This is a genomic window from Brevibacillus nitrificans (assembly GCF_003710965.1).
In the GTDB taxonomy this organism is placed as follows: Bacteria; Bacillota; Bacilli; order Brevibacillales; family Brevibacillaceae; genus Brevibacillus; species Brevibacillus centrosporus.
On sequence record NZ_RHHU01000011.1, the window covers coordinates 52597 to 76334 of the forward strand.

The window sequence follows — 23738 nt, forward strand, 5'->3', positions numbered from 1 at the left end:
CCCCCTCTTATTGGAATTTTTGACGCCATTCGTTACGTACGCGGTCGTAGTTTTGCACGACCCAATCTACATCCATCTCCTGTGCGTGCGGAATGACTTTTTCCAATGTCAGAGGAGTCTTGGATTGCACTTCTTTAGAGATAGGGATATGGTACCAGTCAGCCAATTTTTGTTGTCCTTCTTTGGAGAGCAGGTAGTCGATGAACGCTTTTCCTCCATCCGGATTTGGCCCATTCTCTACCAAAGAAACAGGGTTTACGATGATTGGCGTTTTTTCAGGCACGATGAAGTCCACTTTCTCGCCTTTTGCTTTGTTCTCGTACGCCATAAAGTCAAAACCAATTCCGATCAAAGCCTCTCCCTTTGCAACCGCTTTCGTAGGAGCAGATCCTGAATCCGGCATCGCGCTCATCTGATCCACCAGTTTCTTGAAATATTCCCAACCTGGTTCTTCGCCCTTTTCCATCAACTGGCTAAGTACGAGGAGAGTCGCTGTACCCGATGCTGCAGGGTTTGGCATTTGAATTTTGCCCTTCCATTTTGGATCGAGCAAATCGTCCCAAGTTTTCGGCAATTCTTCTGGCTTCACCAGATCCGTATTGTAGACAAAGCCGAGTACGAATACTTCAGCACCGATCCACTTCCAATCTTTGTCGCGGACTTTGATGCCATCCTGTACTTCTGGCCAATCTTTGATCGCTTCAGGTGTGTAGGATGTGATGATTCCTTTATCTTTCGCAGACTCGAACGGCAGGAAGCCTCCTCCGCCGTACCAAAGGTCAGCCATTGGATTGTCTTTCTCGGCGATCATGCGGTTTACGAGTACGTTGGTACCAGCGTATTGCACATTCACGGACGAGCCTGGCTTCAATTTTTCAAATGCTTGTCCCATCTCTTTGGTCATATCCGGTGTCTCAGGTGAATAAAACGCGATAGAACCTAGCTCTTTTTTTCCTCCGCCATCCGTGCTTGCCGTGTTACCAGCAGCAGTCCCCTCAGAGGAAGAGCATCCTGCGAGTACAACAGATGTAAGCAATGCTGCTGTTGCAACCCCATGAAACCATTTGTTCTTCTTTTTCATTTGTCAGACCCCTCTCTATTCTTCTGTTAATCGACCACCATAAGTGAATCAAGTATTGGAGACACAAAAAAGGAAAAAACCCTTACACAGCATAAACACACTACTCCCCCCTGAGGGTCATGTGTTTACGGGTAAGGGTTTTCTCCATTTTCTCCGCCTAACCGTATGTGAACTGTATTGTCGATTAACAAGTCATTCTAAAGGGAATTATAGGCATACTATACATATTTGTCAATGAAAACACTTACATTTATGTTTTTTTCCAATTTTGTCACTTGCCACTTCATTTTTTCTGAAAATAAATAATAAACAATCAATTTTATTCGATTTATTGACCCGGCACCTGACGTGAGTGCATTATATACAAAACAACGTTTTCTATTTTAAACAACATTTGAAAGGAGTTCCCATGAAAAAAACTCGACTGCTTACTGTTCCCCTGTCTGTAGCGCTGATCACCTGTTCCCTGTTGCTGCCAGCTCCGCTCTCGTATTCGGGTACCGCTCATGCACAGGAGCAAGCCGCTGCTGCCGATTCCGCCGTCATGAAAGTGACGTTGCTCGGTACAGGCTCCCCTCTGCTTAGCATGGAGCGATTTGGACCTGCTACCTTGGTCGAGGCGGGTTCGGAGCAACTGCTTTTTGATGCAGGGAGAGGCGCTGCCCTGCGACTCAACCAGCTGTCCATCATGCCCGGAGAGATTGACAAGCTGTTTTTGACCCATTTGCACTCCGACCATACGATTGGCATACCGGATGTTTGGCTGACAGGCTCGCTGCCAACGGCCGGGAAGCGTTCCACTCCTTTTCAGGTGTGGGGACCTGCCGGAACAAAAGAGATGATGGCAAATTTAGAAGAAGCTTTCCACGATGACATCGAGGGACGGAAAGAAAATCAAAAAGAAGCACTGGATGGGCTCACTGCTGTTGGACAAGACATAGAGGAAGGGGTCGTCTATGAGAAGAATGGCGTGCAGGTTGTCGCCTTTCTCGTTGATCACCCGCCTATGGAGCCCAGCTATGGTTATCGAGTGAATTACAAGGGTCACTCTGTTGTGATCTCGGGCGATACCCGCTACAACGAAAAGCTGATTCAGCAGGCGAAAGGTACTGATCTGCTCATCCATGAAGTAGCCGCTGCCAAGCCGGACAATCACTCGCCTGCTATTCAAAAGATATTGTCAAAACATACGACTCCGGAAGAAGCAGCGAAGGTATTCCAACAGGTTCAGCCAAAGCTCGCCGTCTACTCGCATATCGTGCTTCTCGACGGATTGAGCGACGCCGATGCCAATCTCGCTGTGCGGACAAACCAAACATATGATGGAAAACTGGTTGTCGGCCAAGACTTGATGTCCTTTACCATCGGTGATCAGGTCACGATCAAAGAGCCGCATGTGGGGCTGATTCCCTAATTTCATACCGTATGGCAACGGAGAAAACTTGGCTTTGCCGAGCCATTGGCGAAGTCTGATCCATTCTTATCTGCACAAAAAAGGCTTGTCGCGATAATAGAGCGACAAGCCTTCCTCTTTGTGATAAGCAGCTATTATTTCGCAGCAGCGAAACGTTTGCTTACTTCATCCCAGTTTACTACGTTCCAGAACGCGCCGATGTAGTCAGGGCGTTTGTTTTGATATTTCAGGTAGTAAGCATGCTCCCAAACATCCAGACCGAGGATAGGCGTTTTGCCTTCCATTACAGGGCTGTCTTGGTTTGGAGTGGAAGTGATGGCTACCTTACCGCCATCTGCTACCAGCCAAGCCCAACCGGAACCGAAACGGCCAGTTGCTGCTTTTGCGAATTCAGCTTTGAAGTTGTCAAAGCTTCCGAAAGCCGCGTTGATTGCGTCAGCCAGTTCACCAGCTGGTGCGCCGCCGCCGTTCGGGCTCAGGATTTCCCAGAAGAGAGTGTGGTTCGCATGTCCGCCACCGTTGTTACGAACTGCTGTGCGGATGCCTTCTGGCAAAGCGTCGATGTTGCTGATCAATTCTTCTACGCTTTTGTCTTGCAGGTCAGCGTGAGCTTCCAGAGCAGCGTTGAGGTTGTTTACATAAGTTGCGTGGTGACGTCCATGGTGGATTTCCATTGTTTGAGCGTCGATATGCGGTTCCAGAGCATTGTGCGCGTAAGGCAATGCAGGAAGTTGATGTGCCATTGTAACATTCCTCCTCGAAATATGTATGGGTCAAGCTACAGGTCTATTATAATTCAACAGACTCACTTTTACAACAAATAGGTATGCAAAGTATCGTAATCTATTATTTTTTATTTCAAAGATTTCCATCTTGCAATCGAGTTCGTCCGTGCTAGACTTGGTTTATTACAAACATGGAAAACTAGGTGATTCTCGTGGAAATGGATTTATCGACGATACTTTTTCTCGCATTATTCGGTTTTGTCGCCGCCTTTATTGATAGTACGGTAGGCGGTGGCGGCCTGATCTCCCTCCCTGCTTTGCTCGGACTTGGGATGCCCCCTTACCTCGCTTTGGGCACAAACAAGCTAGCCGGCACGATTTCTTCGGCTACCAGTTCCATTACGTTTATCCGGAGCGGCAAATTTGACAAGAAACTGATGTACATGTTGTTCCCGGTCTCGCTAATCGGAGCCTACTTCGGTGCCAAGACGGTTCTGTTCGTTCCGCAGGAGCTCCTGAAAGTGCTCGTGATTATTATGATGGCCCTCATATTCGTTTATACCTTATTTAATAAACGGTTCGGGGAAGTAGCCAACTTCAAGGGCTACACCAAGTTCACACTCAGCGTAGGGATTCCGTTTACTTTTCTGATCGGATTCTACGATGGATTTTTCGGACCGGGTACAGGTTCGTTTTTCGTTTTCCTGATGGTGCTGCTCTTCGGCTATGATTTCGTCATCGCTGCCGGAAACGGGCGCATCCTCAATCTGGCGAGTAACATCGCCGCTCTCACTGTCTTCACTCTCGAAGGCAAGGTCGTTTTCGTAACAGGTCTGGTCATGGGTGTGGCCATGCTGCTCGGGGCTTCGCTCGGAGCTCGTATGGCGATCAAAACCGGCGTCCGCTATGTTCGTCCCCTGTTTTTGATCGTTTCCATCACGCTGATTACCAAAATGGTATATGAATTGATTTTTTCGTAAGCACAATCAACAGCGAGCGTCCACCTGTCCAGGGAGGCGCTTTTTTTCTTGCCCTTCGTTTCCCGAAGACAGAATGAGAATTGGTAATTGGCGGTAAGCTATACCTGTTTCATGATGATCGATGTATACGCTTCGGGAGGTTTTAGCAAGATGGTGCCTACAGTCCTGCTGGTCATACTGCTTCTTATCGTTGCATTGCCTCCACTGATATTTTTCGGTTATATGTACGCCTTATCGAAAAAACCAAAGCATTCCATCATTCGCTCTCACCCCTTCCTGGGCTGGATGCGTTATTTGCTCGAAAAGCTAGGGCCAGAATTTCGCCAATACTGGTTTGACAACGACACAGAAGGAAAACCGTTCTCGCGGGCCGATTTTGTCGGTCTCGTCTATGCCGCGAAATATCGGACGGACCTCATCTCCTTTGGCGGAAGACGCGACTATGAGAAGCCTGGCTTCTATTTGTCCAACGCCATGTTCCCTCAATTAACGAGCGAGCTTCGCGTAGACAATGAGAAGCTCCTACCCGGAAAGAAATATGTGATTACCGATGAAGGGCTGTTCACCAGAAGGGAAAAATTCATAGATGAGCAAGTAAAGCCTTGGCTTTTGCACGATGATGACGTCATCGTAGTAGGAGAAAACCGCAAGCATCCGTGGCGCCTGAAAGGCATGTTTGGCGCTTCTGCTACTTCCTACGGAGCTGTCGGCGAGCATTATATTCAGTCCACAGGAACTGGCGCGTTCATGGCAGGCGGCTCTTGGATCAATACGGGGGAGGGCGGGGTAGCAGAAGTGCACTTGAACACGGGCGCCGATATCGTCTCTCAGATCGGGCCTGGCCTGTTCGGCTTCCGCGATGATTCTGGCCGCTTTTCTATTGAAGAGTACAAACGCAAAGCGAGCCTCTCAAACATCAAGGCTTTCGAACTGAAATTTCATCAGGGCGCTAAAATACGCGGCGGTCACCTCGAAGGCACCAAGGTCACCGAAAAAGTCGCAGCAGCGCGCTTGGTGCCTGTAGGCAAGACGGTGAACTCGCCGAACCGCTTCGAATTTCTGACCAATCCAGAGGAAGCGCTTCGTTTCATAGGCACCTTGCAGGAGGAAGGCGGCAAACCGGTGGGGGTCAAAATCGTCGTCGGCGATTCGCACAGGCTCGAGTCGTTTTTTCAGACTATGCTCGCGCTGGATATCTTTCCGGACTTCATTACTGTTGACGGTTCCGAGGGGGGCTCCGGAGCGACTTTCAAGGCAATGGCGGACGGCATGGGATTACCGCTTTTTGCTGCGCTGCTCATTCTGGACGATACCGCGAGAAAATACGGCGTGCGTGACCGCTTCAAAATTTTCGCATCTGGCAAGCTGATCACACCTGACAAAGTGGCCATCGCTCTTGCACTGGGCGCGGACTGCGTCAACTCCGCCCGCGGATTTATGATGGCGAACGGCTGCATTATGGCGCTGCAATGCCACACCGGCAAGTGTCCGACCGGGATTACAACTACGGATTCCAAATACCAAGAAGCGCTGGCCCCGGAAGAGAAACAATGGCGCGTGATGAACTACATCCTTCAACTACGGGAAGGGTTGTTTTCCCTGGCAGCCGCTTCCGGCCTGAAGAGCCCCCGTGAATTCACCCGGGAGCATGTCGTGTTTTCGAACGAAAGCGGCCAAAGCATCCGAGTCGCGGATTTGTTCCCTTACCCCACCGCGAGGAAAAAGGCGTTTGATCAATGATCAGGTGCCTTTTTTCAGGTACATGGGTATAAACAAAAAAAGCCTGGCGTTTCGCCAAGCTCTCGGACAAGCCTGGCGTCTCGCCAAGCTCACAAAAAAAAGCCTGGCGTCTCGCCAAGCTCTCGGATAAGCCTGGCGTCTCGCCAAGCTCTCGAAAAAAGCCTGGCGTTTCGCCAAGCTCTCGAAAAAAGCCTGGCGTCCCGCCAAGCTCCCCTACTCTTCTTTCCCTTTTCTCTGTTTCATTCGCAAGATGATGCCGTCAATCAGCAGGCCGATGCCCGCTCCGTAAAAAGGTGCTGCAAACCGGGTCCCTTCACCCAAAGGCAGCTCTTTCAAATACACGACGAAAACGCCAAGAATAAAACCAATCATCGTGTAGCGCAGACGGGTCGGACCCATAGCGACACCCCTCCGCTTGTTTATTTCCCGAATTTATTTGGCATTTTCATATTTTTCATGGTGCGGCTCATTTGTTTCAGCTGTTTTTGGTTCAAATTCATCCCCATCGAACGAGCCATGGCTTGCAGCTGTTTTTCGTCCATTTGCATGTTCTGCATCTGCTTTTTCAAATAATAAGTCCCGCCGGCAAAACCGCCCACCAGGCCGAGCAAAAGTGTAACGATCGGGATTACCCAGTTGTACCAAGCCATCAATACATTACCATCCTCTTTGCGTAATTACGAACCCTTTTATTGTACCATAGTTGGGCCATATGTACATTGTCACTAGGAAAAATGATGAGACTGCCCTCAACATGTTTGCTTTTCCAAGCATATGCTGATTGCATGAGGTGATGAAAACATGGCTCCTATCGTCATTCTGGATGCCGGACACGGCGGTGTGGACCCTGGCGGTGGAAACAGTGCGCAGTTTACGGAAAAACAAATGACCCTAAACATTACCCTCTATCAATACCGCCGATTTCAAGAAATGCAAATCCCCGTTGCCGTGACGCGATCATCCGATGTGACCTTGCCAAGCGAAGATCGTGCGGCGCTCGTCCGAGGCAGCGGAGCTCGTTACTGCATTTCCAACCATATCAATGCAGGTGGTGGACGCGGCTCCGAGGTTATCTACTCCATTTACGGAACTGCTGCCTTTCCACGGCTCATCGCAGAAGAGCTGGAGGCAGAAGGAGTTCCAAACCGGCGTATCTTCACCCGGACACTCCCCAATAACCCGCGTCAGGACTACTATTACATGAACCGCGAGACGGGAAGCGTGGAGACAGTCATCGTCGAATACGGCTTCGCTGATAACCCTTTGGATGCGGATAAACTCAGCAAGGACTGGCAAAGTCTCGCGGAGGCTGTCGTTCGCGCCTTTTGTGAGTACGCCAATCTGACGTACCAGCCGCCCAAGACGGCTCCTACCCCTACTCCTACCACTACCCCGCCCGCTAGCGGTGGAGGCGGCGGAACGCAAAACCCGGGAAGCGGCAACGGAAACCCGAATAATGGAGGTGGCAGCGACGTGCCCGACTGGAAACAGGAAGCTATCGACTGGATGTTTGATGAGGGACTCTTGACCAATGAGGACTGGCGACATCAGGCTGACAATCCACTCCCACTTTGGGCAGAGGCCGTCATTCTGAGACGCTTGTACGAAAAACTGAAATCTTAACAGGGAGTTGGGGCCGCATGGGTTTTGATCTGGGCTTGATTATCGCATTTGCCCTGGCGGCCACCGCTACCCTAGCCGATGTCTTTCGCATTCCGAAAAAGCTGCGAAGCTGGGTAGCAGTGGTCTTGATTATCGGGATCTACATGGTGAATCAGTGGCTGTACGCCCCTGGCTTTGACTGGAAGACAGCTCTGATGGAAGGGGTCACTGCCGGGCTCGCAACTGTAGGAATCCACTCCACTTCGAAAAACACCATCGAGCAGTGGACATCCTCCAAGAACAAGGAGAACAAAGACTCTCAGTCTGCGGTATAACGCGTCAGCGGCGTATCTGCCAGACCCGAATAATTTTCCTTTGCCGGTACACTCACAAGCTCGTCCTCGGGATAGCGATAGGCGGTCAGCATTCCGCCAAACACGCAGCCCTGGTCGATATTGAGTGTACCGTTTTGGCGTTCCGGTTCCGGACGAGGATCGTGCCCCCAGACAATCAAAGGCTCGTACCCCCTTCTTTCTTTGGCCCACTCCCTGCGGATGGGTCGCCCGTCTGGTCCGGTACCCGCCACGTCGCCATATCGACAGAACGTGTGCACAGCAGGCGATTCCAGACCGATGTAATCATCCTTGATCCCCGCATGGACGGCGACAGCGACGAGCTTGTCGTTTTTTTTGACCATCATGTGGGAAGGAGATGAAAAGAGCAGCCTGCGGCTCTGTTCTCGCAGCAGGGAAGCCTTTTTGGGTCCGTACTCCTGCTGGTAAACCCGAAACTCTTCTTCAACCTTCTCATCACCATGTGCCAAGGTGACCGGTCTGCCGTCCAGCCAGCGGGCAACCTTCCAGCCGTGGTTGCTATCTACCATCTCCGCTACGCCAGCAGCAATATGTTGAATAAAGAACTGCAGCATCTTGATAGAATGTGGACCTCTACTCGTGATATCGCCGAGGGAAAGGAGCTTTCTGCCCTGGGGATGGCGAAACGTACCGTCTTGGCTTCGCTCATAACCCAAACGCTTCAGCAATTCCATAAATTCGTCGTAACAACCGTGTACATCTCCCACAAAATCTACACCGTTGTCAGCCGAAAGCACCTTGGAGCGTGTCTGAGGTTTGTGCCTCATAGCCCGTCCCCTCCTTTCCAAATCTATTAATTACTATCTTTACCACATAAACAAAAAAAACTCACCCTCTCTTGCAGGGTGAGCTGTTTTCTCTTGTCAGCCAAGGTGGTTGGTGTGCACGTAGATCGCTGCCTGAGTTCGATCTTCAACGTTTAGCTTGGCTAAAATATTGCTGACGTGTGTTTTGACGGTCTTGATGCCGATAATCAGCTCGTCGGCAATTTCCTGATTGGATTTGCCTTGCCCGATGAGCTTCAGCACCTCCAGCTCACGAGGAGTCAGCTGCTCGTGTGGCTGTGCTTCTTGACCGTGACGGAAACGGGCCATGATCTTTCCTGCTACCCGCGATTCCAGTACTGGCTCTCCAGCGGCTGCGGATCGGATCGCCTTGGCAATTTCAGCGGCCCGGGAGGTTTTCAGCAAATAGCTGAAAGCTCCGGCTTCAATCACAGGATACACCTTTTCATCATCGATAAAGCTCGTCAGCACGATGACCTTGCTCGCCGGACAAGCCTCTCGAATCCGTCTGGTCGCTTCTACACCGCCGATGCCTTCCATGACCAGGTCCATCAGGACGACATCCGGATGAAGCTCCACCGTCAGGCGCACCCCTTCTTCGCCGCTGCCCGCCTCTGCTACGACTTCAATGTCATCCTCCGTAGACAAATACGCCGCCAATCCCATCCGTACCATCTCGTGATCATCTACCAGTAATACGCGAATCACAGATACATTCACCCTTCCCGTTCCGTCTGTGACATCAGAGGAATCCGCACTTCGATTTGCGTCCCCTTTCCGACCGCGGAGTAAATCTCCATCGATCCACCCACTTCTGCTACCCGCTCCTGCATGCTGCGCAAGCCATACGAGGTCAGCTTCTCCCCTTCCGGATCAAAGCCAACGCCATCGTCCGTCACACGCAGTCTCACCTGATCCTGCAACGTAAACAGCTTTACCGCGATCTGGCTGGCTTTGGCATGGCGAAGCGTATTCGAGAGAGATTCCTGCAAAATGCGAAACAGGTGGTCCTCGATGCCGCTTGGCAATCCCACGACCGCTTCGATTTCCCAGGTAATCTCCATACTATTTTTACGTGTCAGCTCATCCAACAGTTCCAGAATGGCTTCCTTGAGCGTCTTGTTCTGCAGGGTTGCCGGGCGCAGATGCAAAAGAAGGGCACGCATCTCCGCCTGGGCTGCCGCCGCCATTTCCTCTACGAGCTCGATCTGCTGCGCCGCACGCTGCGGATTCTTTTCGATCAACCGTTTCAGCGCGGCGGTCGTCATGGCGATCGCAAACAGCTGCTGACTGACAGCATCATGCAGCTCACGCGCCAACCGCTGCCGCTCTTCCGTCACGGCAGCCTGCTTGAGCTGGTCTGCCAGTGCCGCATTGTGATTGGACAAACGCTGCAGGGAGGCCACCTGCTCTTCCCATTGGGACGCCAGCCGGTTCAGCTGCCAGCCCAGCTCGCCGATCTCATCGACACCAAGCTCCGGAACGCGGTAGGAAAGCATCCCCCGGCCCAGCTTCATGGCAGCTTCCCACAGAACGCTCACCCGCTTTTTTAGCAGATTTCCATATATATAAGAGCAGATCAGCCCCACCAATGCACCGGCAGGCATGGAAACCACGACCGCCATCAGCTGCGCGACCCAATCCGGCTCTGGCGGAAGCTCTATCCCCAAATACTCAACCGTCCACAAGTGCACCCGAGGATCCTGTATCAGCTCCGAGTACCAACGGACCAGCTGCGGATCGTCTTTCCAAACGAGATGAAGCGCAAAAAAACAAACAAACGCGACGGTGACCGTAGCTATGGACAATCCCATGCCGTAGCGGACACTTTGCCATTGAATACTCGCTAATCGCTGTCGACGCATTCGCCAGTACCTCCTAGATGTACTTGACTTTGATATCGCCGACAAGCAGCGAGATATGCAAGCTCACTTTATTTACCGCCCGGTCGTAATGATCCGAGCGAATCATGATACTGCGGTTGATTCCTCCCTGACGGTTACTGAAAACCTCCAGATCGCCGACAGACAGCTCAGCCGATACGGATACTGGCAGATCGACAGGCACGTAGATCGTCACGTCGCCAATCCATCCCTCGATGTTCAGCTGCGCTTCTTCCGTCATCAGCATTGCGCGCGACAAATCAATCACGACATCGCCAATTCCATGCCAAACATGCAAGTGACTCAGCTCAAAACGGCCGGAAGTCAGATGAAAGTCCCCGATCAGCGAACTGCGTGAATCTTTTGGTAACGAGCGAGTATGCCCCCGCATCTCGATTGGCTCGGGCTTTGTCGTGCTTGGCTCCTCGGGCATAACCGCTCCAGCCGCGTGCTCCTTTTTGGAGAACCACTTGACCACTGGATCCGATTCCCGCGATTTGCCGCGAATCAGTCGATAGCCGAAGTAAACAAACAAGGCGGGGATGACCAACCCGAACAAGTCATCGATCCCGATGCCAAACCACATTTCCAAAGCAATGATCACGCCAAGGCAAAAAAGGATACCGCCGCCGATTCGTTTATGCTGCCCCCATAGACGGAAACCAAAATAGACCAGCACCATCGGCCACAAATCAAACAACCCGAACGAAATAATATGCAAACTGTCTAAAAAGAGACCAATCCCCGTCAAGATGATCAGGACACCAGCCAACATTTTGTGCACGCGGGACAGCTTCACGAAAGTCTCCTCTCTTACGCCCCATGCCGATTATCTTCACTTCTGTCCGTTACGACATGTATAAATGAATGCAGGTGGAATGTTCAGCAGAGTAAAATCGGTTTCGACCCAGCTAAATCGCTCCTGCAGCTCAGCTTGGAGTTGTAGCGAATATTGGAATGTAATGAATAGCCCCCCTGGAGCCAGTACGGACTGGACTTGATCCAGGATTGCTTCCCGTAGTTCTTTCGGAAAATTGGCAAAGGGCAGCCCTGAAATGATGACATCCGCCTGGCCAAGCTTCAATTCCTCCAAGTAGTGAGACAGCATGGTCGCTTCTTCCCGAATCATGACATCGGGAAACCGGGACTGCAGCATGGTCCGAAATTGGGCATCGCGCTCCACAAGCACGTACTTAGCATCTGGACAAATGTTTTGATAGATCCTTTGGGTAAATGCACCCGTCCCCGGTCCAAGTTCCATGATGACATTCGCCTTGTCCCAATTGACACGGCTTAACATTCGCTCACATAAAAACCGAGAGCTGGGGGTAATACTACCGACGCGTCCAGGCTCAGCGATAAATCGTCGTAAAAAGACCAAAAAATCTGCCAAGAATAGAACCTCCTAGGGGAAAAGCAGCCTGGTTGACAGGCTGCCTAATTGCCACAATCTATTCTACATCTGGCGCCCCTGTTCCTGTAAGTCAGGCCTTTGTTTCGGGTGCAGCCGATGTTTTGTTTTCTTTCAAGGATGCTTTGATATTGGCCAGCTCTGCATCCAAATCGTCTTTTTCCAGTTCAGACAGAGCGTTGCTCAAGCCCATGCTCGTTTGACGCCATTGTCCGCTCATTTGCGCTTCCGCTTCCATCCGCATCACTTTTTCTTCCATGCGGGCAAATCCTCGGCCAGCTGTCTGATTTCCGATACCGACGACAGCAGAATTGACCTGCTTTTGTGTACGAGCTACTTGGGCACGAGCCATCAACGTAAACTTTTTCGCTCGCATCTTGTAAAATTCCTCTTTAAGCTCCGCCAGTTTTTCACGCATCTGGCCTGCTGCTTCCGCTGCGGACAAGTAGAGAGTCTCATATTCCTGAGCACGGTCCTCGTACTGCTTCTTGTCAGCCAGAGCGCGGCGTGCCAGCTCGTCTTCCCCTTCTGTCAGCGCGAGCTTCACTTGGCGATCGCGTTTTTCAACTAGGGCTACAGCTTCCTCCCATTGCTGACGGAACTTTTTCTCCAAAGCTACCTGACGGGCAACCGCCACCTCAACCTGTCCAATTTCCACTTCCATGTCACGCATGTACTGGTTGAGCATAACTACCGGATCTTCCATGGAATCCAAAGCATCATTCACCGAAGCTACTGTCAGGTCACGCAAGCGTCTAAAAATACTCATTTGTTATTTCCTCCTCATCATATCACATCGTTTGGTTTCATCCAAAAACAAGTGGCTCTACTTTTTCGTCATGCCCGATTCCCAATGATCCAGGGCGTCTTCCTTTAAAACTCGTTGTGCCCACTGTCTTTCCCACTCGGCTGGTGCCTCCTTGGGAGGATCTTTATGGCGGAGCAGACTGTATCCGAGATAGATCAACCCAATCGCCAATATGCCGTGAAACAGCAGGTGCAGCTTCCCAATCAGCATCAGAAGACCAAAGGTGAAAATCAGCACTCCCCAGAAGCGGGAGCCTCCATGGCCCAGTACTTTGCGAGCTCCGTAAACCATGATCAAACCGGGAATGACCCATCCTAAAACATCACCAAAATCAATCCCTATCTGATCAAGAAGAACCAGCCCACCGATCAGGAGCAGAACCAGCCCGAGTAAGAACTTGCCAGACCGTTCGCTCATTCCATCCTTCCCTCCAATCACCTTCATTGGTGCAGGTGTTAACCTTATGGCCTTATTGTATCCTCCAGCATAGGCGCCCCATAACGGGCGGACGGTTGGTTTTTGTCTCCGTCCTTGGACGGATGCTCCTTCCTGCCCTAATCGGACATGCCTTTTCCCGCATCTTTCTCTTGCAATTTCGAGCGTTTTCGTTACAGGATCAGACAAAACTTTGTGACGAAATTGTGAATAAGCGGTGCAAAAAAAGGAAAACACGGACTTGCAACGAATCCCATTAGGAGTGCGTGTAAAAAAACATCGAAAATAGCCGAGTTCCGCTAGGCGGAAACGGGGGAACCATGTATTTCTGGGGTGAATGGTTGCGCTTTTTGGCAGCCTAGGGAGTCCTTTCGACCGAATCCTTCAGCTAACCTCGTAGGCTCTTGAAGGGAGCAGTTTCTTTTGCGCAAGTTGCTAGTATCTTTATTTATCGTCGGATTGCTTGCAATGGGAACCGGCGCTGCACAAGCTGCGGAGGCGAATTCTCCTCTGACAGATGTCGTCAGCGACCTGTACGGTGTCCCTTACAAATCTTCCGGCACCACGAAAAAGGGCTTTGACTGCTCCGGATTTACGCGCTACGTATTTGATGCGTTAGGTGTAGACCTGCCACACAATTCTGCTGCCCAGTACAAATTGGGAACGCCAGTCGACAAAGGTGATTTACAGCCTGGTGATCTGGTTTTCTTCCAAACCAACGGTCGCAGCATCTCGCATGTGGGCATCTACATCGGAAACGGCACATTCGTGCATTCGGAAACTGGTCGCGGAGTCGTGAACACGAAGCTGAGCGACCCCTACTATTGGAGCAAACGTTACGTCGGCGCAAAGCGTCTGAATGTACCCGCTCTGGTAGCAAAGGCTGAAACTCCGAAAAAGGAAAACGCGGTGCAAGCAGCATCGTTGCCGGAAAATCAAGCAAAACAACAGTAGTTCGGCAAAAAAATGTAAAGCCAGGGACTTCGCGTCTCTGGCTTTTTCTGACGAAATTTAGGACCTGGTGTCAGGATGTGACCTCACTTATTCGCATTTCCTAATGAGTTTGGAGGTTCACTTGCCCTTACCTACTGTTTGCGTGGTATGATAGGAATAAGTAATTAAATTATTTTGATCGCCTATGCGCGAACACTTATATAATGAAGTAACTGGGGGTAGATCCGGTGAAAGATCATATTTTGATTGTGGATGACAATCTGGAAATCATCGAATTGCTAGAGGATATTCTGGAGAATGAAGGATTCGAGGTGTCCACCGCCGAGAGTGGCGAGAATGCGCTCGATTTGTTGAAAAATAGCGAAAAGAAGCCAAGTCTGATTTTGCTCGACATCATGATGCCAAACATGAGCGGCTACGAGCTATGCTCCCAAATTCGCCGGGAATGGGACCTCCCTATACTCTTTTTAAGTGCGAAAGGGAAGGCTGTCGACAAGGTCGTCGGTTTTGAGATCGGGGCAGACGACTACATCACCAAGCCTTTTGATACCGAAGAGCTGCTGGCTCGCATCCGGGCTCATCTGCGCCGCTATGAACGCATTCGCAAGCATACAGAAGAACAGCCGGAGAAAGAAGCCGTAGGCTCTCCTATTACCGTATTGAAGTTCAAGGACCTGGAAATTCATAAAGAGACGTACTCCGTCTACGTCAGCAACCAAAAAATCGATCTGTCCACCAAAGAGTTTCAGCTGCTCACCTTCTTGGCGGAAAACGCCGGGATCGTCTTTACCCGCGAGCAGATCTACGACCGCGTCTGGGGATATGGCTACGGTTCACTCAACACCGTCACGGTGCATATCAAAAACCTGCGTGAAAAACTGGAGATGGACCGCCAGTTCATCAAGACGCAATGGGGGACAGGCTACGTATTTATCGGGGAGAAGCTCTAAATGAGTCTGCGCAACAAACTGTTTCTATCTTTTATAGGCCTGCTGACCCTGAACATTTTGCTGTTCAAGTTTGTCTTCCAGGACATCATCGTTGATCAGCTGAAAAACGACCGCCACTCGCAGTATCAGTACGAGAAGGATACGGCGGAAAAGGTGCGCCTGAATCAGCTGCTGCGCTCCAGCAATTTCAAGGACCCGACAGAACGGCAGGAGCTGGAGAAGCAGCTTCCCGAGGATCTCATGTACCGAATGGTCGTAAAGGATGCGAATGGCAACATCATCTTCAACAAGACCTCGCAGGCATACGACCTGAAAGTACCGACTCCCTCCCCTGCTCGCCCCTCCCCGAAAAAGGGAGACTTGAAGGTTGTAGCCGAATATCATTTTCAGCAGGAGCCTCCGCTGAAAGGGGAAACGGTCATCTACTTTTACACAGACGACTACGACATTATGGCGACAAAAGGCGTTTCCATGATGCTCTGGTTTATTTATGGAAGCATCCTCCTGGTCGGACTGGTGCTTTTGGCGCTCTTCCTTCGCTGGATATTGCGTCCCGTCAGTGAGCTTTCCCGTGTGACCCAGGAAATTCGCGGGGGAAAACGTCTGGTTTCCTTTACGTATCGCTCTCATGATGAGTTTGGGCAGCTGTTCCGCTATTTTGGGGATATGGTGGACGAGCTGCGCTATTCCGAGGAACGCCAATCCGAGCTGATCGCGGCGATTGCCCATGATTTCCGCACGCCTTTGACCACCATCAAAGGGTATGCCTCGTATATCGGGACCGGACGCGTGACCGATCTGGCGCGCATCCAAAAGCAAATGAACAAAATCGAGAGAAAGACACTGGATCTGGAGCATCTGCTGGACGAGCTGCAGGATTTCACGCAGCAGAGCATCGAGGTACGGCTCCATATCAGCCGCATTCACGTCAAAACGTTCATGAAAGGGATCATCGAGGATTATGTGGCGAAGATCCAGGAGGCAGGTCTATCCTTTCAGTGGAAGCTTCGCGTCTCCAACGAGCTCCACATCGAAGCAGATGAAAATCGCCTGCGCCGCGTCATGGAAAATTTGATCAACAACGCTATTTACTACAACAAGCCAAACGGCTCCGTCCTGATCACCTGTGATCAACGGGAAGGCCATGTCTTGTTTTCCGTGATTGATAAAGGGGAGGGCATCGCTGCAGAGGATTTGCCGAAGGTGTTCACCAAGTTTTATCGGGCGGAAAAATCACGGAATCGCAACAACGGCGGGACCGGACTCGGTTTGACTATCTGCCAGAGCATCGTCCGTCGTCATGGCGGTGAAATCACGGTAAACAGCGAATTGGGGATAGGAAGCAGCTTCTCCTTCACCATCCCCTTCTACCCTTCGTAGTTTATTTAGATTTATATCCAGTTAACATATTCTTTATTTTTGTTTGATATAGTACAAGATGTAAGCATGTTGCTTTCAGTGATAAATAACCCCCAGTTCGGTATCTGACACAATGCGGCACATCCGTTCGTGAAAAGATGCCTTTTTTTTGTTCTCAGAACGATTTTTATCCTCTTTTTTCCAGGCGCATCCGCAAACCGTTTTTCGGACGCAAGGTCACGAGTGGTTCAGGCTCCACGACCTGACCAGGCTCAGCCAGCCTCAGCTGATAGCGCTGGGCAAACGTAGCTAAGAGCAAGGTCGCCTCCATCAAAGCAAAGTTGTTTCCGATACATACACGCGGACCACCGCCAAAAGGGAAGAAGGCAAAGGTCGGGATCTGTTTGAGCAAATCTGTCGCAAACCGCTCCGGGATAAAGGCATCCGGGTTTTCGTAGAAACGCTCATCGCGGTGCATGACATACTGACTCATCATCAGCGTTTCCCCTGGCTGATACGTGTGTCCCCCAATCTCCACTTCCTCGACTACTTCCCGGTTGATCGTCCACGCAGCCGGATACAGGCGCAGCGACTCGTATACGACGAGATTGGTATACTTCAGCTCCGGTAGATCCTCTACTTTGGGAAGTCTCTCTCCCAGGACCGTCGCCAGCTCTTCATGCAGCTTCTTCTCGGCTTCCGGATGACGCGCCAGCAAGTAGAAGATCCACGACATCGTATTGGCGGTCGTCTCATGTCCCGCGACAAAGATCGTCATGACCTCATCGCGCACCTGCTCATCGGTCATTCCCGTTCCATCCTCTTCATCCCGTGCTGCGAGCAGCATCCCCAAGAGATCCTTCCCTGGCTCATCATTATTGCGCCTCGCCTCAATCAACGAAAAAATCGTTTTATCCAGCAGCTCATTCGACTCCAAAAACTCGCGGTTGCTCCGCGTCGGCACAGAGAGAGGAATATCGATGAAGGACGAGGCTTTGTTCGCGACATAGCGGAGCCCTACATCGATCGCGTGACCGATCTCGGATGCTCCTTCCTTGACGCTTTTGCCAAACATCGTTTCCGTAATGATCGCCAGCGTGACTTTCATCATGTCGTGATGGATATCGCGTACGTCCCCATCCCTCCACTCGGACATGAGATCCACCCCTTGCTTGACCATAACGTCCCCGTAAGTCGCGATGCGTTCCCGATGAAAGGCCGGCTGCATCAATCGGCGCTGCCGCAGATGTTTTTTGCCTTCACTGGTGAGGATTCCATCGCCCACTACCGCCTTTGCGACCTGCAGCCCTTTGCCCTTCCGAAAATGGGCTTGCTTGGTGACCAGCACTTCCTTGATATGATCCGGATTGGTCAATAAATAGACGTTCCGTTTGGGACCAAAGCGAAACAGCACCACATCGCCGTGTGACTTTGATGCCGAGCGGATAAATTGGAGAGGATTGCGCCGAAACGAAAGCAGGTTGCCTGTAATGGGAAGCCCTTTTGGTCCAGTAATGGTCTCGTTCATCTTGTCCTCCTCGTGTCATAAAGCATGTCATCGATAGTATCCGGCACAAAAAGGAGTTTATGCGAAAAAAAGCCATCCGCTGAAGGGATGGCTTCGAGAGATGATTCTGTTTGTTAGCGGATCGTCGGCTGTTCCATTCGCAGCAGGCGTGTCGCAATCAGGCGCTCTCTGACCTTGATCCCGATGATCGATGCCAGAACCGCTTTGACGACCCCTACCACCACAAACGGGGTAGCTCCAAATGCCACTGCTTTGTCCCAAGGAATGTCCAGGACGAATTTCAATTGGATGGAACCGCAGATCAGCGTGATTACCATTCCCACGATGTTTGCGATCATGGCATTTTTCAAAGTGAAGCCCGCCTTCTCTAAAATCAGACCCGTGGCGTAAACGGTCAGGATAAACCCGAAAATATATCCGCCTGTTTTCCCAAACAAGACTTGCAGACCCCCGCTCGCTTCCGTGAAGACAGGGAGTCCGATCGCACCCAGCAGGACGTAGATGAATATCGACAAGGTACCGTAACGGCTACCCAATATCGTCGCGGTCAGACCTACCGCTAAAGTCTGCCCTGTGATCGGGATCAGGGGCAGCGGAATCGTCAATTGAGACAGGACTGCCATAATCGCAGCAAAAATTGCAGATAAAAGAAGCCATCTCAGTCTTTCGTTTCTCATATGTACGAGCCTCCATTTGTTAACTAAATTATAAATAAGGTTAACAAAATAATAATAATACGCCTCATGAGAAATGTAAATGGCTGTACCAAAATTTATGCCTGTTTAGCTAAATAGGCTTGGAGCTGCTGCAAAGACTCTATCGTGTGATCGATTAAATCGCGAAGATCATCAATATTGCCCTCATCAATTTTCCGATAAAAATCGAGGGTAATCTGGTTGTCTACGCGCTCAGGAGGCCACTCGAACCGACTCTCCTCCATGCGCGCTTTTAACAGATGTGTGATGTATGGACGATGGCCCCAGATATCGTTGAGCATACTCGTGATCGCTTTCGCCTCTTCCGGAATCTCGTTTTTCACATTCATGGGCAAATGAAAATGGATGCAAATCGTGCAGCCGATCTGCTCCGTCAATGGCTGCTCGAGCTGCTCTGCCGCAATATCGGCAAGTCCAGTACGCAGCTGCATCTGGGCGGTGACTGCCCCCTCTTTCTCTGCTGCTTCCGCCAGCTTGAACTCGATTTGAAACAAGCGATGAAACGTCGCCATATCCATCACATCAGAGCGTCCCGTAATCAGGATCGCTCCTTCAAAATCACGGTCGTATACCGCTCCCTCCAAGACAACCCTGATATTGTCAAACACAAGAGGATGAAACATACTTTCCCTCCTTTTTCTCTTTCCTAGAATGCCCGCTTTTCACTCCTTTTGCAAGGGAACAGCTTTCTTTCGTAGCGAAGAGGTTCTACAGAGTGGTAACATGGTGGTGAACCAACCTATGAGGTGACAGCCATGTTTCTTATCGTCATTCTGGTCGTCGTCGCGATCTTCGGAGAAATCATTCACAGGCTAAACCCTTGGAAAAAGCCGGAGCCTGCCTATGAGGACCTGGTAGCCCAGATCAAACAAGCCGATTGGTACCAGGAGCTGTCAAGAGACGCTGCCTGTAAAGAGATTCTGGAAAATGACCCGCATGTCCTGGCCTACTACTCCGGTACGTATGAGGCTCAGCGTTTGCTCACCCAGGAGGGCTTCCAGCTCGGTCTGATCGACTACGTCAAAAAACAAGCACAGACCAAAGCCAGCTCTCCCAGCACACGATAGGGAAGCGCTGTACAAAAGCCGCTGTGGATAAGTCCTCAGCGGCTTTTGTATGAGTAGGCTCGAATGTATTTTGTGTATGACTGCTCAGATTGCTCCGTGTAGCCGCAAGTACGCAGCGACCTGCTCGTTTCCTTTTTCCAAAGCAAGAGTGAGTGCGGTATGCCGCCCTTCGTTATTTGCAGGCTCGTTGATCGCAGCTCCGTACGCAAGCAGCAGGCGGATGATCTCGACATGCTCGTCGTGGAAGGCTGCCGTGTGCAGGCAGGTATGGCCATTGCTGTCAAAGATGTCGGTCTTCGCACCTCGCTCGAGCAGCAAGCGGATCACTTCCCCATCTCCTTCACCAGCGATGGCGGCATGCAGAGCCGTATTGGACGGGATATACGCGATTTTGGAATGGGACACCGCTTGTACATCGGCCCCATGATCCACCAATAAGGCAACCGCCTCTTTGTGGCCGAAGTGAGCGGCGTACCCCAGCACCGTCAGCCCCTCTTCATTTTCTGTATTCGCCAACGAGCTATCTGTCTTCAAAAGCTCGCGTAATTTCGCAAGGTCACCTGTCTGTGCTGCCTGGAACAGTTCCTTTATCATTGCAGCTGTCGCCATTTCCATTTCTCCCCTTTCCCTATCCATGGTCGCCAACCGAAGCTGTGCTCCTGGCAGCGGTAATTGTGTTGTCGTTTGTTCCCCGAGTGTTTCAAGGGATAGCGTCCCGTGAGCCTGCTCATGACCAAAGCCGAGGCAAAACCAGGCATGGAGAGCGGAGGCATCCTGTGCTGGAATGAGCGTAAAATGGGTAAAGTAGCCTTCATCCACCCAAGCCTGGGCTGCTGCCGCATACAGATCCTGATACAGCTCTGCGGACTGTCCGCTTGCCAGACTATGACCGGCAAGACTCGTCCAGATATGGCGTCCGCGGATGGTGCTTGCCGTTTTTTCCCCGAAAAGATAGCCGACGAGCTTCCCATTTTTGATCGCGGCTGCCCCAATCGTCTCTGGTTTTTGCCATTCTGTCTCAATCGCGATCCGGGCATCCTGCTCCCTCTCGAAGCGGCAGGGCAGGGCGGGAGTCGCCAAACGGTCTTTTTGATGACGCGAGGCCAGCAGTTTCGCTGCATCCTCCACCATGTCCGCAGTAAAAGGCAAGATATGCATATGACTCCTCCCTCCACCGATTGCGTGCCTATACTCATTCTGGAAGTTCCCTGCTATTCCTTCTGTTCTCATTTCAGGCAAACAAAAAAGGCGTACCCTGGCATTTCACCATGTGGTACACCTCACCTATCGACTGTTCGCATTATTTCTTTTGGTGATAGTACTTGTAAGCGTCGTAGCTCATTTTCTCCTGGCAAGTGGAGCATTCGTTTGCGTAGGATTCTGCCTGCTCGTGAATGGTTTCACCGCAAGCAGCACAGCATTTTGCCTCCAGGTTGCGGAAAAAAGAAGTGATTGGCGTCATCGATAAAACCCCCTGTTGTGTTGTTATCTGTATTGTATTACAACAGAGTCTGTTTTATAAAAGCTTGTTATAATACATTACGCCGTATTATCTTTTTCTCGCTCCTGTTTTCTGCTGTTTGCTCTCATTTTCGCTGTATTCATACATTTTTGCATTTTCTTAATCTGTTGTAACACAACCGCCTTAAATCAACAGATGAAACAGATATGGATCGTTGGTGATTTCCACGTAGCCGATGCCGTGCAGCTTCATGCGTGCCACGAGTGGCTCGTAGTCTTCCTTGCACTTCAGCTCAATTCCTACCAAGGCCGGTCCGTTTTCCTTGTTGTTCTTTTTGGTGTACTCAAAGCGGGTGATGTCGTCGTGTGGTCCTAGCACCTTTTCCATGAACTCGCGCAGTGCCCCAGCCCGCTGTGCGAAGTTGAGGACAAAGTAGTGCTTCAAGCCTTCATGCAGCAAGGAGCGCTCCTTGATTTCCTGCATTCGGTCAATGTCGTTGTTTCCTCCGCTGATGACGCACACCACATTTTTCCCGGCGATCTGATCCCGGTACAAATCGAGGGCTGCGATGGACAAAGCACCAGCAGGCTCGACCACAATCGCACTGCTGTTGTACAGCTCCAGGATCGTCGTGCACACTTTTCCTTCCGGCACGAGCACGATGTCGTCCAATACACTTTGGCAAATCGACATGGTGAGCTGTCCTACCTGTTTCACTGCTGCTCCATCCACGAACTTGTCGATCTCATCCAGCGTGACGACGTCCCCTTTGTCCAGAGCGGCTTTCATGGACGGCGCTCCCGCTGGCTCTACCCCGATAATCTTCGTAGAAGGGCTGACTCCTTTTACGTAGCTGCCGATCCCTGCTACCAAACCGCCCCCGCCAATCCCCGCGATGACGAAATCTGCTGGCTCTTCCATGTCGTTCAAAATTTCCAGCCCGACCGTTCCCTGTCCAGCCACCACCAGCGGATCGTCGAACGGATGCACGAAGGTACGCTCCTCCTGCAAGCAGTACTTCATCGCCTCTGCAAACGAATCGTCAAATGTATCCCCGACCAGTACCACTTCCACGTACTCGCCACCGAACAGCTTCACTTGCGACACTTTTTGGCGCGGTGTCGTCGTCGGCATGAAGATCGTGCCTTGGATTTTCAGGTCCTGACACGAGTAAGCCACTCCTTGTGCATGGTTCCCGGCGCTGGCGCACACGACTCCTCTCGCCCGCGACTCTTCCGACAGGCTGCGGATGAAATGGTACGCGCCCCGAATTTTAAAGGACCGGACCACCTGCAAATCTTCCCGTTTCAAATAGACATTGCAGCCATAGCGTTCGGAAAGCTGCTTGCTCTTTTGCAAGGGCGTTTTTTCTACCACGTCTTTTAACGCATGATTGGCTACTACCACATCTTCTACTCTGACTGTCTGCATGGTTTTTGGCATATCGATAAAACTCCTCTCTGACCGTTCATTGGTATCTATCCTGTAGGAAAGGATTGGAAACGAAAAAAGCCCCCGCCCTGCCAGCAGCGTTATTCACGCATGGCTGGCTGAGGCGAGAGCGTCGCGGTACCACTCAGCAATTCTGCTTTCCTCACGAAAAACAGACTTAAGGAAGTTCAATCGAGGAACTCCCGTCCGGTAACGTGGACGAATCCGTTGTTCTTTACTCAAAAGGGGCAACCCTCTTTTTCGAGAACACCGCTCCAAGGTGATTTTCGAATGCATGCTGGCGACCATCCTTTCAGCGCGGGGGACGGCTCTCTGAACGCTGCTCACTGCTCCTACTCTTCCTTATCAACGCAATCGTACAAACTAATTCAAATTTTTTCACATTATAAATGTTAAAAGGAACGCTTGTCAAAGAGATTGTGCTGAGCGCGCAGTCAGAAAAAGCCGCTTTCTAGGTACGAAAAAAGGATGCAGCTGCCTAAGACAGCTACATCCTCTTGACCTTTTCTTTCGACTCTTACACAGCTTCGTAGATCGCTTCATAACGCTTGCCGATCTCTTCGTCGTTCAAGCCAGCTTCACGCAGACGGCCGATCAGCGCATTTGCCCAAATCTCGGTGCGCTGTGCCATTTTCGCGTATTTTTTCGCTTCCTTCGTTTTGCGCTTCGCACGATCTTCCCCGTTGGACTTGAGGTTATCGAGGACGAACAGCATGTGCATCGTGTCGTCTTCGTTCAAGTCTTGCCAGCTGTCGTTTAGGAACGCAACCACTTTTTTATAGTATCCGTCAAACTCGTCAAAGGAAATCTCGGTATCCATATTGAGATATTCTTTCATTTTTTCAAATAGCTCTTGCATCTAGCGCCACAACTCCCTCATGAATTCTCCGCATTATTATAACAAAAACATGCCTTGGGAGGAAGTTGCCATTATCTGTGAGGAATGCCTCCCCCATGCATACTCGATCAATATACTCTATAATAAGGGAACAATCCAATGATTGAGGAGAAC

Annotated in this window: 27 protein-coding genes and 1 riboswitch; of the genes, 9 read left to right on the plus strand and 18 right to left on the minus strand. The window is 50.9% G+C overall.

Annotated features, from left to right (window positions below; genetic code table 11):
* Positions 1–7: 7 nt before the first annotated feature.
* Positions 8–1081: an extracellular solute-binding protein gene (locus EDM59_RS18215; protein WP_122924931.1), complete on the minus strand. Its 1074-nt coding sequence runs from the start codon at positions 1079–1081 to the stop codon at positions 8–10.
* Between the two features lie 409 nt (positions 1082–1490).
* Here EDM59_RS18215 and EDM59_RS18220 point away from each other — a divergent pair, with 409 nt between their 5' ends.
* A complete protein-coding gene (locus EDM59_RS18220) occupies positions 1491–2495 on the plus strand; it encodes an MBL fold metallo-hydrolase (protein WP_183192948.1) in 1005 nt (334 codons plus the stop codon).
* Between the two features lie 134 nt (positions 2496–2629).
* Here EDM59_RS18220 and EDM59_RS18225 read toward each other — a convergent pair whose 3' ends face one another.
* A complete protein-coding gene (locus tag EDM59_RS18225) occupies positions 2630–3238 on the minus strand; it encodes a superoxide dismutase (RefSeq protein WP_092267031.1) in 609 nt (202 codons plus the stop codon).
* 194 nt (positions 3239–3432) lie between these two features.
* Here EDM59_RS18225 and EDM59_RS18230 point away from each other — a divergent pair, with 194 nt between their 5' ends.
* Both EDM59_RS18230 and EDM59_RS18235 read left to right on the plus strand, forming a co-directional pair.
* Positions 3433–4200, plus strand: a complete 768-nt coding sequence (locus EDM59_RS18230; protein WP_092267032.1) for a TSUP family transporter — start codon at positions 3433–3435, stop codon at positions 4198–4200.
* A 150-nt stretch (positions 4201–4350) separates the two neighbouring features.
* Positions 4351–5940: an FMN-binding glutamate synthase family protein gene (locus EDM59_RS18235; protein WP_122924932.1), complete on the plus strand. Its 1590-nt coding sequence runs from the start codon at positions 4351–4353 to the stop codon at positions 5938–5940.
* A gap of 213 nt (positions 5941–6153) precedes the next feature.
* Here EDM59_RS18235 and EDM59_RS18240 read toward each other — a convergent pair whose 3' ends face one another.
* Positions 6154–6339, minus strand: a complete 186-nt coding sequence (locus tag EDM59_RS18240; RefSeq protein ID WP_092267035.1) for a hypothetical protein — start codon at positions 6337–6339, stop codon at positions 6154–6156.
* A 20-nt stretch (positions 6340–6359) separates the two neighbouring features.
* The gene (locus EDM59_RS18245; RefSeq protein ID WP_092267036.1) at positions 6360–6590 is read right to left on the minus strand and encodes a YneF family protein; all 231 of its coding nucleotides are present in this window, start codon (positions 6588–6590) and stop codon (positions 6360–6362) included.
* A gap of 151 nt (positions 6591–6741) precedes the next feature.
* Between EDM59_RS18245 and EDM59_RS18250 the strand changes: the two genes are divergently transcribed.
* Together EDM59_RS18250 and EDM59_RS18255 are read left to right on the plus strand one after the other, a co-directional pair.
* Complete coding sequence (locus EDM59_RS18250; protein ID WP_122924933.1) at positions 6742–7563, plus strand: N-acetylmuramoyl-L-alanine amidase family protein; 822 nt, start codon at positions 6742–6744, stop codon at positions 7561–7563.
* A 17-nt stretch (positions 7564–7580) separates the two neighbouring features.
* Positions 7581–7877: a hypothetical protein gene (locus tag EDM59_RS18255; RefSeq protein WP_122924934.1), complete on the plus strand. Its 297-nt coding sequence runs from the start codon at positions 7581–7583 to the stop codon at positions 7875–7877.
* Here EDM59_RS18255 and prpE read toward each other — a convergent pair.
* The 7 genes from prpE to EDM59_RS18290 all read right to left on the minus strand — a co-directional run bounded on the left by prpE (position 7862) and on the right by EDM59_RS18290 (position 13220).
* Positions 7862–8683 (minus strand): bis(5'-nucleosyl)-tetraphosphatase PrpE, encoded by an 822-nt coding sequence (gene prpE / locus EDM59_RS18260; protein ID WP_122924935.1) that lies wholly within the window; start codon positions 8681–8683, stop codon positions 7862–7864. The two genes, EDM59_RS18255 and prpE, sit on opposite strands and share 16 nt — an antisense overlap.
* Positions 8684–8779: 96 nt before the next feature.
* The gene (locus EDM59_RS18265; RefSeq protein ID WP_122924936.1) at positions 8780–9409 is read right to left on the minus strand and encodes a response regulator; all 630 of its coding nucleotides are present in this window, start codon (positions 9407–9409) and stop codon (positions 8780–8782) included.
* An 8-nt stretch (positions 9410–9417) separates the two neighbouring features.
* Positions 9418–10566, minus strand: a complete 1149-nt coding sequence (locus EDM59_RS18270) for a HAMP domain-containing sensor histidine kinase (RefSeq protein ID WP_122924937.1) — start codon at positions 10564–10566, stop codon at positions 9418–9420.
* A gap of 13 nt (positions 10567–10579) precedes the next feature.
* Complete coding sequence (liaF, locus tag EDM59_RS18275; RefSeq protein ID WP_122924938.1) at positions 10580–11383, minus strand: cell wall-active antibiotics response protein LiaF; 804 nt, start codon at positions 11381–11383, stop codon at positions 10580–10582.
* 36 nt (positions 11384–11419) lie between these two features.
* On the minus strand, positions 11420–11977 hold the full coding sequence (locus tag EDM59_RS18280; RefSeq protein ID WP_183192949.1) for a class I SAM-dependent methyltransferase: 558 nt from the start codon (positions 11975–11977) through the stop codon (positions 11420–11422).
* A 91-nt stretch (positions 11978–12068) separates the two neighbouring features.
* The gene (locus EDM59_RS18285; RefSeq protein WP_122924939.1) at positions 12069–12764 is read right to left on the minus strand and encodes a PspA/IM30 family protein; all 696 of its coding nucleotides are present in this window, start codon (positions 12762–12764) and stop codon (positions 12069–12071) included.
* A gap of 57 nt (positions 12765–12821) precedes the next feature.
* A complete protein-coding gene (locus EDM59_RS18290) occupies positions 12822–13220 on the minus strand; it encodes a LiaF transmembrane domain-containing protein (protein ID WP_122925204.1) in 399 nt (132 codons plus the stop codon).
* Between the two features lie 295 nt (positions 13221–13515).
* A riboswitch (cyclic di-AMP (ydaO/yuaA leader) is annotated at positions 13516–13657 on the plus strand.
* A gap of 4 nt (positions 13658–13661) precedes the next feature.
* Here EDM59_RS18290 and EDM59_RS18295 point away from each other — a divergent pair.
* The 3 genes from EDM59_RS18295 to EDM59_RS18305 all read left to right on the plus strand — a co-directional run bounded on the left by EDM59_RS18295 (position 13662) and on the right by EDM59_RS18305 (position 16522).
* Complete coding sequence (locus tag EDM59_RS18295; RefSeq protein ID WP_122924940.1) at positions 13662–14192, plus strand: C40 family peptidase; 531 nt, start codon at positions 13662–13664, stop codon at positions 14190–14192.
* A 227-nt stretch (positions 14193–14419) separates the two neighbouring features.
* Complete coding sequence (locus EDM59_RS18300) at positions 14420–15142, plus strand: response regulator transcription factor (RefSeq protein WP_122924941.1); 723 nt, start codon at positions 14420–14422, stop codon at positions 15140–15142.
* Positions 15143–16522: a sensor histidine kinase gene (locus EDM59_RS18305; protein WP_122924942.1), complete on the plus strand. Its 1380-nt coding sequence runs from the start codon at positions 15143–15145 to the stop codon at positions 16520–16522. It abuts the gene before it with no gap.
* A gap of 166 nt (positions 16523–16688) precedes the next feature.
* Here the strand turns inward: EDM59_RS18305 and EDM59_RS18310 are convergent, their stop codons facing one another.
* The 3 genes from EDM59_RS18310 to EDM59_RS18320 all read right to left on the minus strand — a co-directional run bounded on the left by EDM59_RS18310 (position 16689) and on the right by EDM59_RS18320 (position 19368).
* The gene (locus EDM59_RS18310) at positions 16689–18029 is read right to left on the minus strand and encodes a cytochrome P450 (protein WP_122924943.1); all 1341 of its coding nucleotides are present in this window, start codon (positions 18027–18029) and stop codon (positions 16689–16691) included.
* 113 nt (positions 18030–18142) lie between these two features.
* Positions 18143–18706, minus strand: a complete 564-nt coding sequence (locus EDM59_RS18315) for a biotin transporter BioY (protein WP_122924944.1) — start codon at positions 18704–18706, stop codon at positions 18143–18145.
* 95 nt (positions 18707–18801) lie between these two features.
* The gene (locus EDM59_RS18320) at positions 18802–19368 is read right to left on the minus strand and encodes a hypothetical protein (RefSeq protein ID WP_122924945.1); all 567 of its coding nucleotides are present in this window, start codon (positions 19366–19368) and stop codon (positions 18802–18804) included.
* Positions 19369–19500: 132 nt separating this feature from the next.
* On the opposite strand from EDM59_RS18320, the gene EDM59_RS18325 reads away from it, so the two are divergent.
* Positions 19501–19812 carry a hypothetical protein gene (locus EDM59_RS18325; RefSeq protein ID WP_122924946.1) on the plus strand — a complete coding sequence of 104 codons (312 nt, stop codon included), beginning with the start codon at positions 19501–19503 and terminating at the stop codon, positions 19810–19812.
* A gap of 84 nt (positions 19813–19896) precedes the next feature.
* Here EDM59_RS18325 and EDM59_RS31700 read toward each other — a convergent pair whose 3' ends face one another.
* From EDM59_RS31700 to EDM59_RS18345, 4 genes are all read right to left on the minus strand, one after another.
* On the minus strand, positions 19897–20970 hold the full coding sequence (locus EDM59_RS31700; RefSeq protein WP_342769217.1) for an ankyrin repeat domain-containing protein: 1074 nt from the start codon (positions 20968–20970) through the stop codon (positions 19897–19899).
* 142 nt (positions 20971–21112) lie between these two features.
* Complete coding sequence (gene yhfH / locus EDM59_RS18335; protein WP_092267053.1) at positions 21113–21274, minus strand: protein YhfH; 162 nt, start codon at positions 21272–21274, stop codon at positions 21113–21115.
* A 183-nt stretch (positions 21275–21457) separates the two neighbouring features.
* A complete protein-coding gene (gene ilvA / locus EDM59_RS18340; protein WP_122925206.1) occupies positions 21458–22705 on the minus strand; it encodes a threonine ammonia-lyase IlvA in 1248 nt (415 codons plus the stop codon).
* Positions 22706–23243: 538 nt separating this feature from the next.
* Positions 23244–23585 carry a hypothetical protein gene (locus EDM59_RS18345; protein WP_092267054.1) on the minus strand — a complete coding sequence of 114 codons (342 nt, stop codon included), beginning with the start codon at positions 23583–23585 and terminating at the stop codon, positions 23244–23246.
* Positions 23586–23738: the final 153 nt, after the last annotated feature.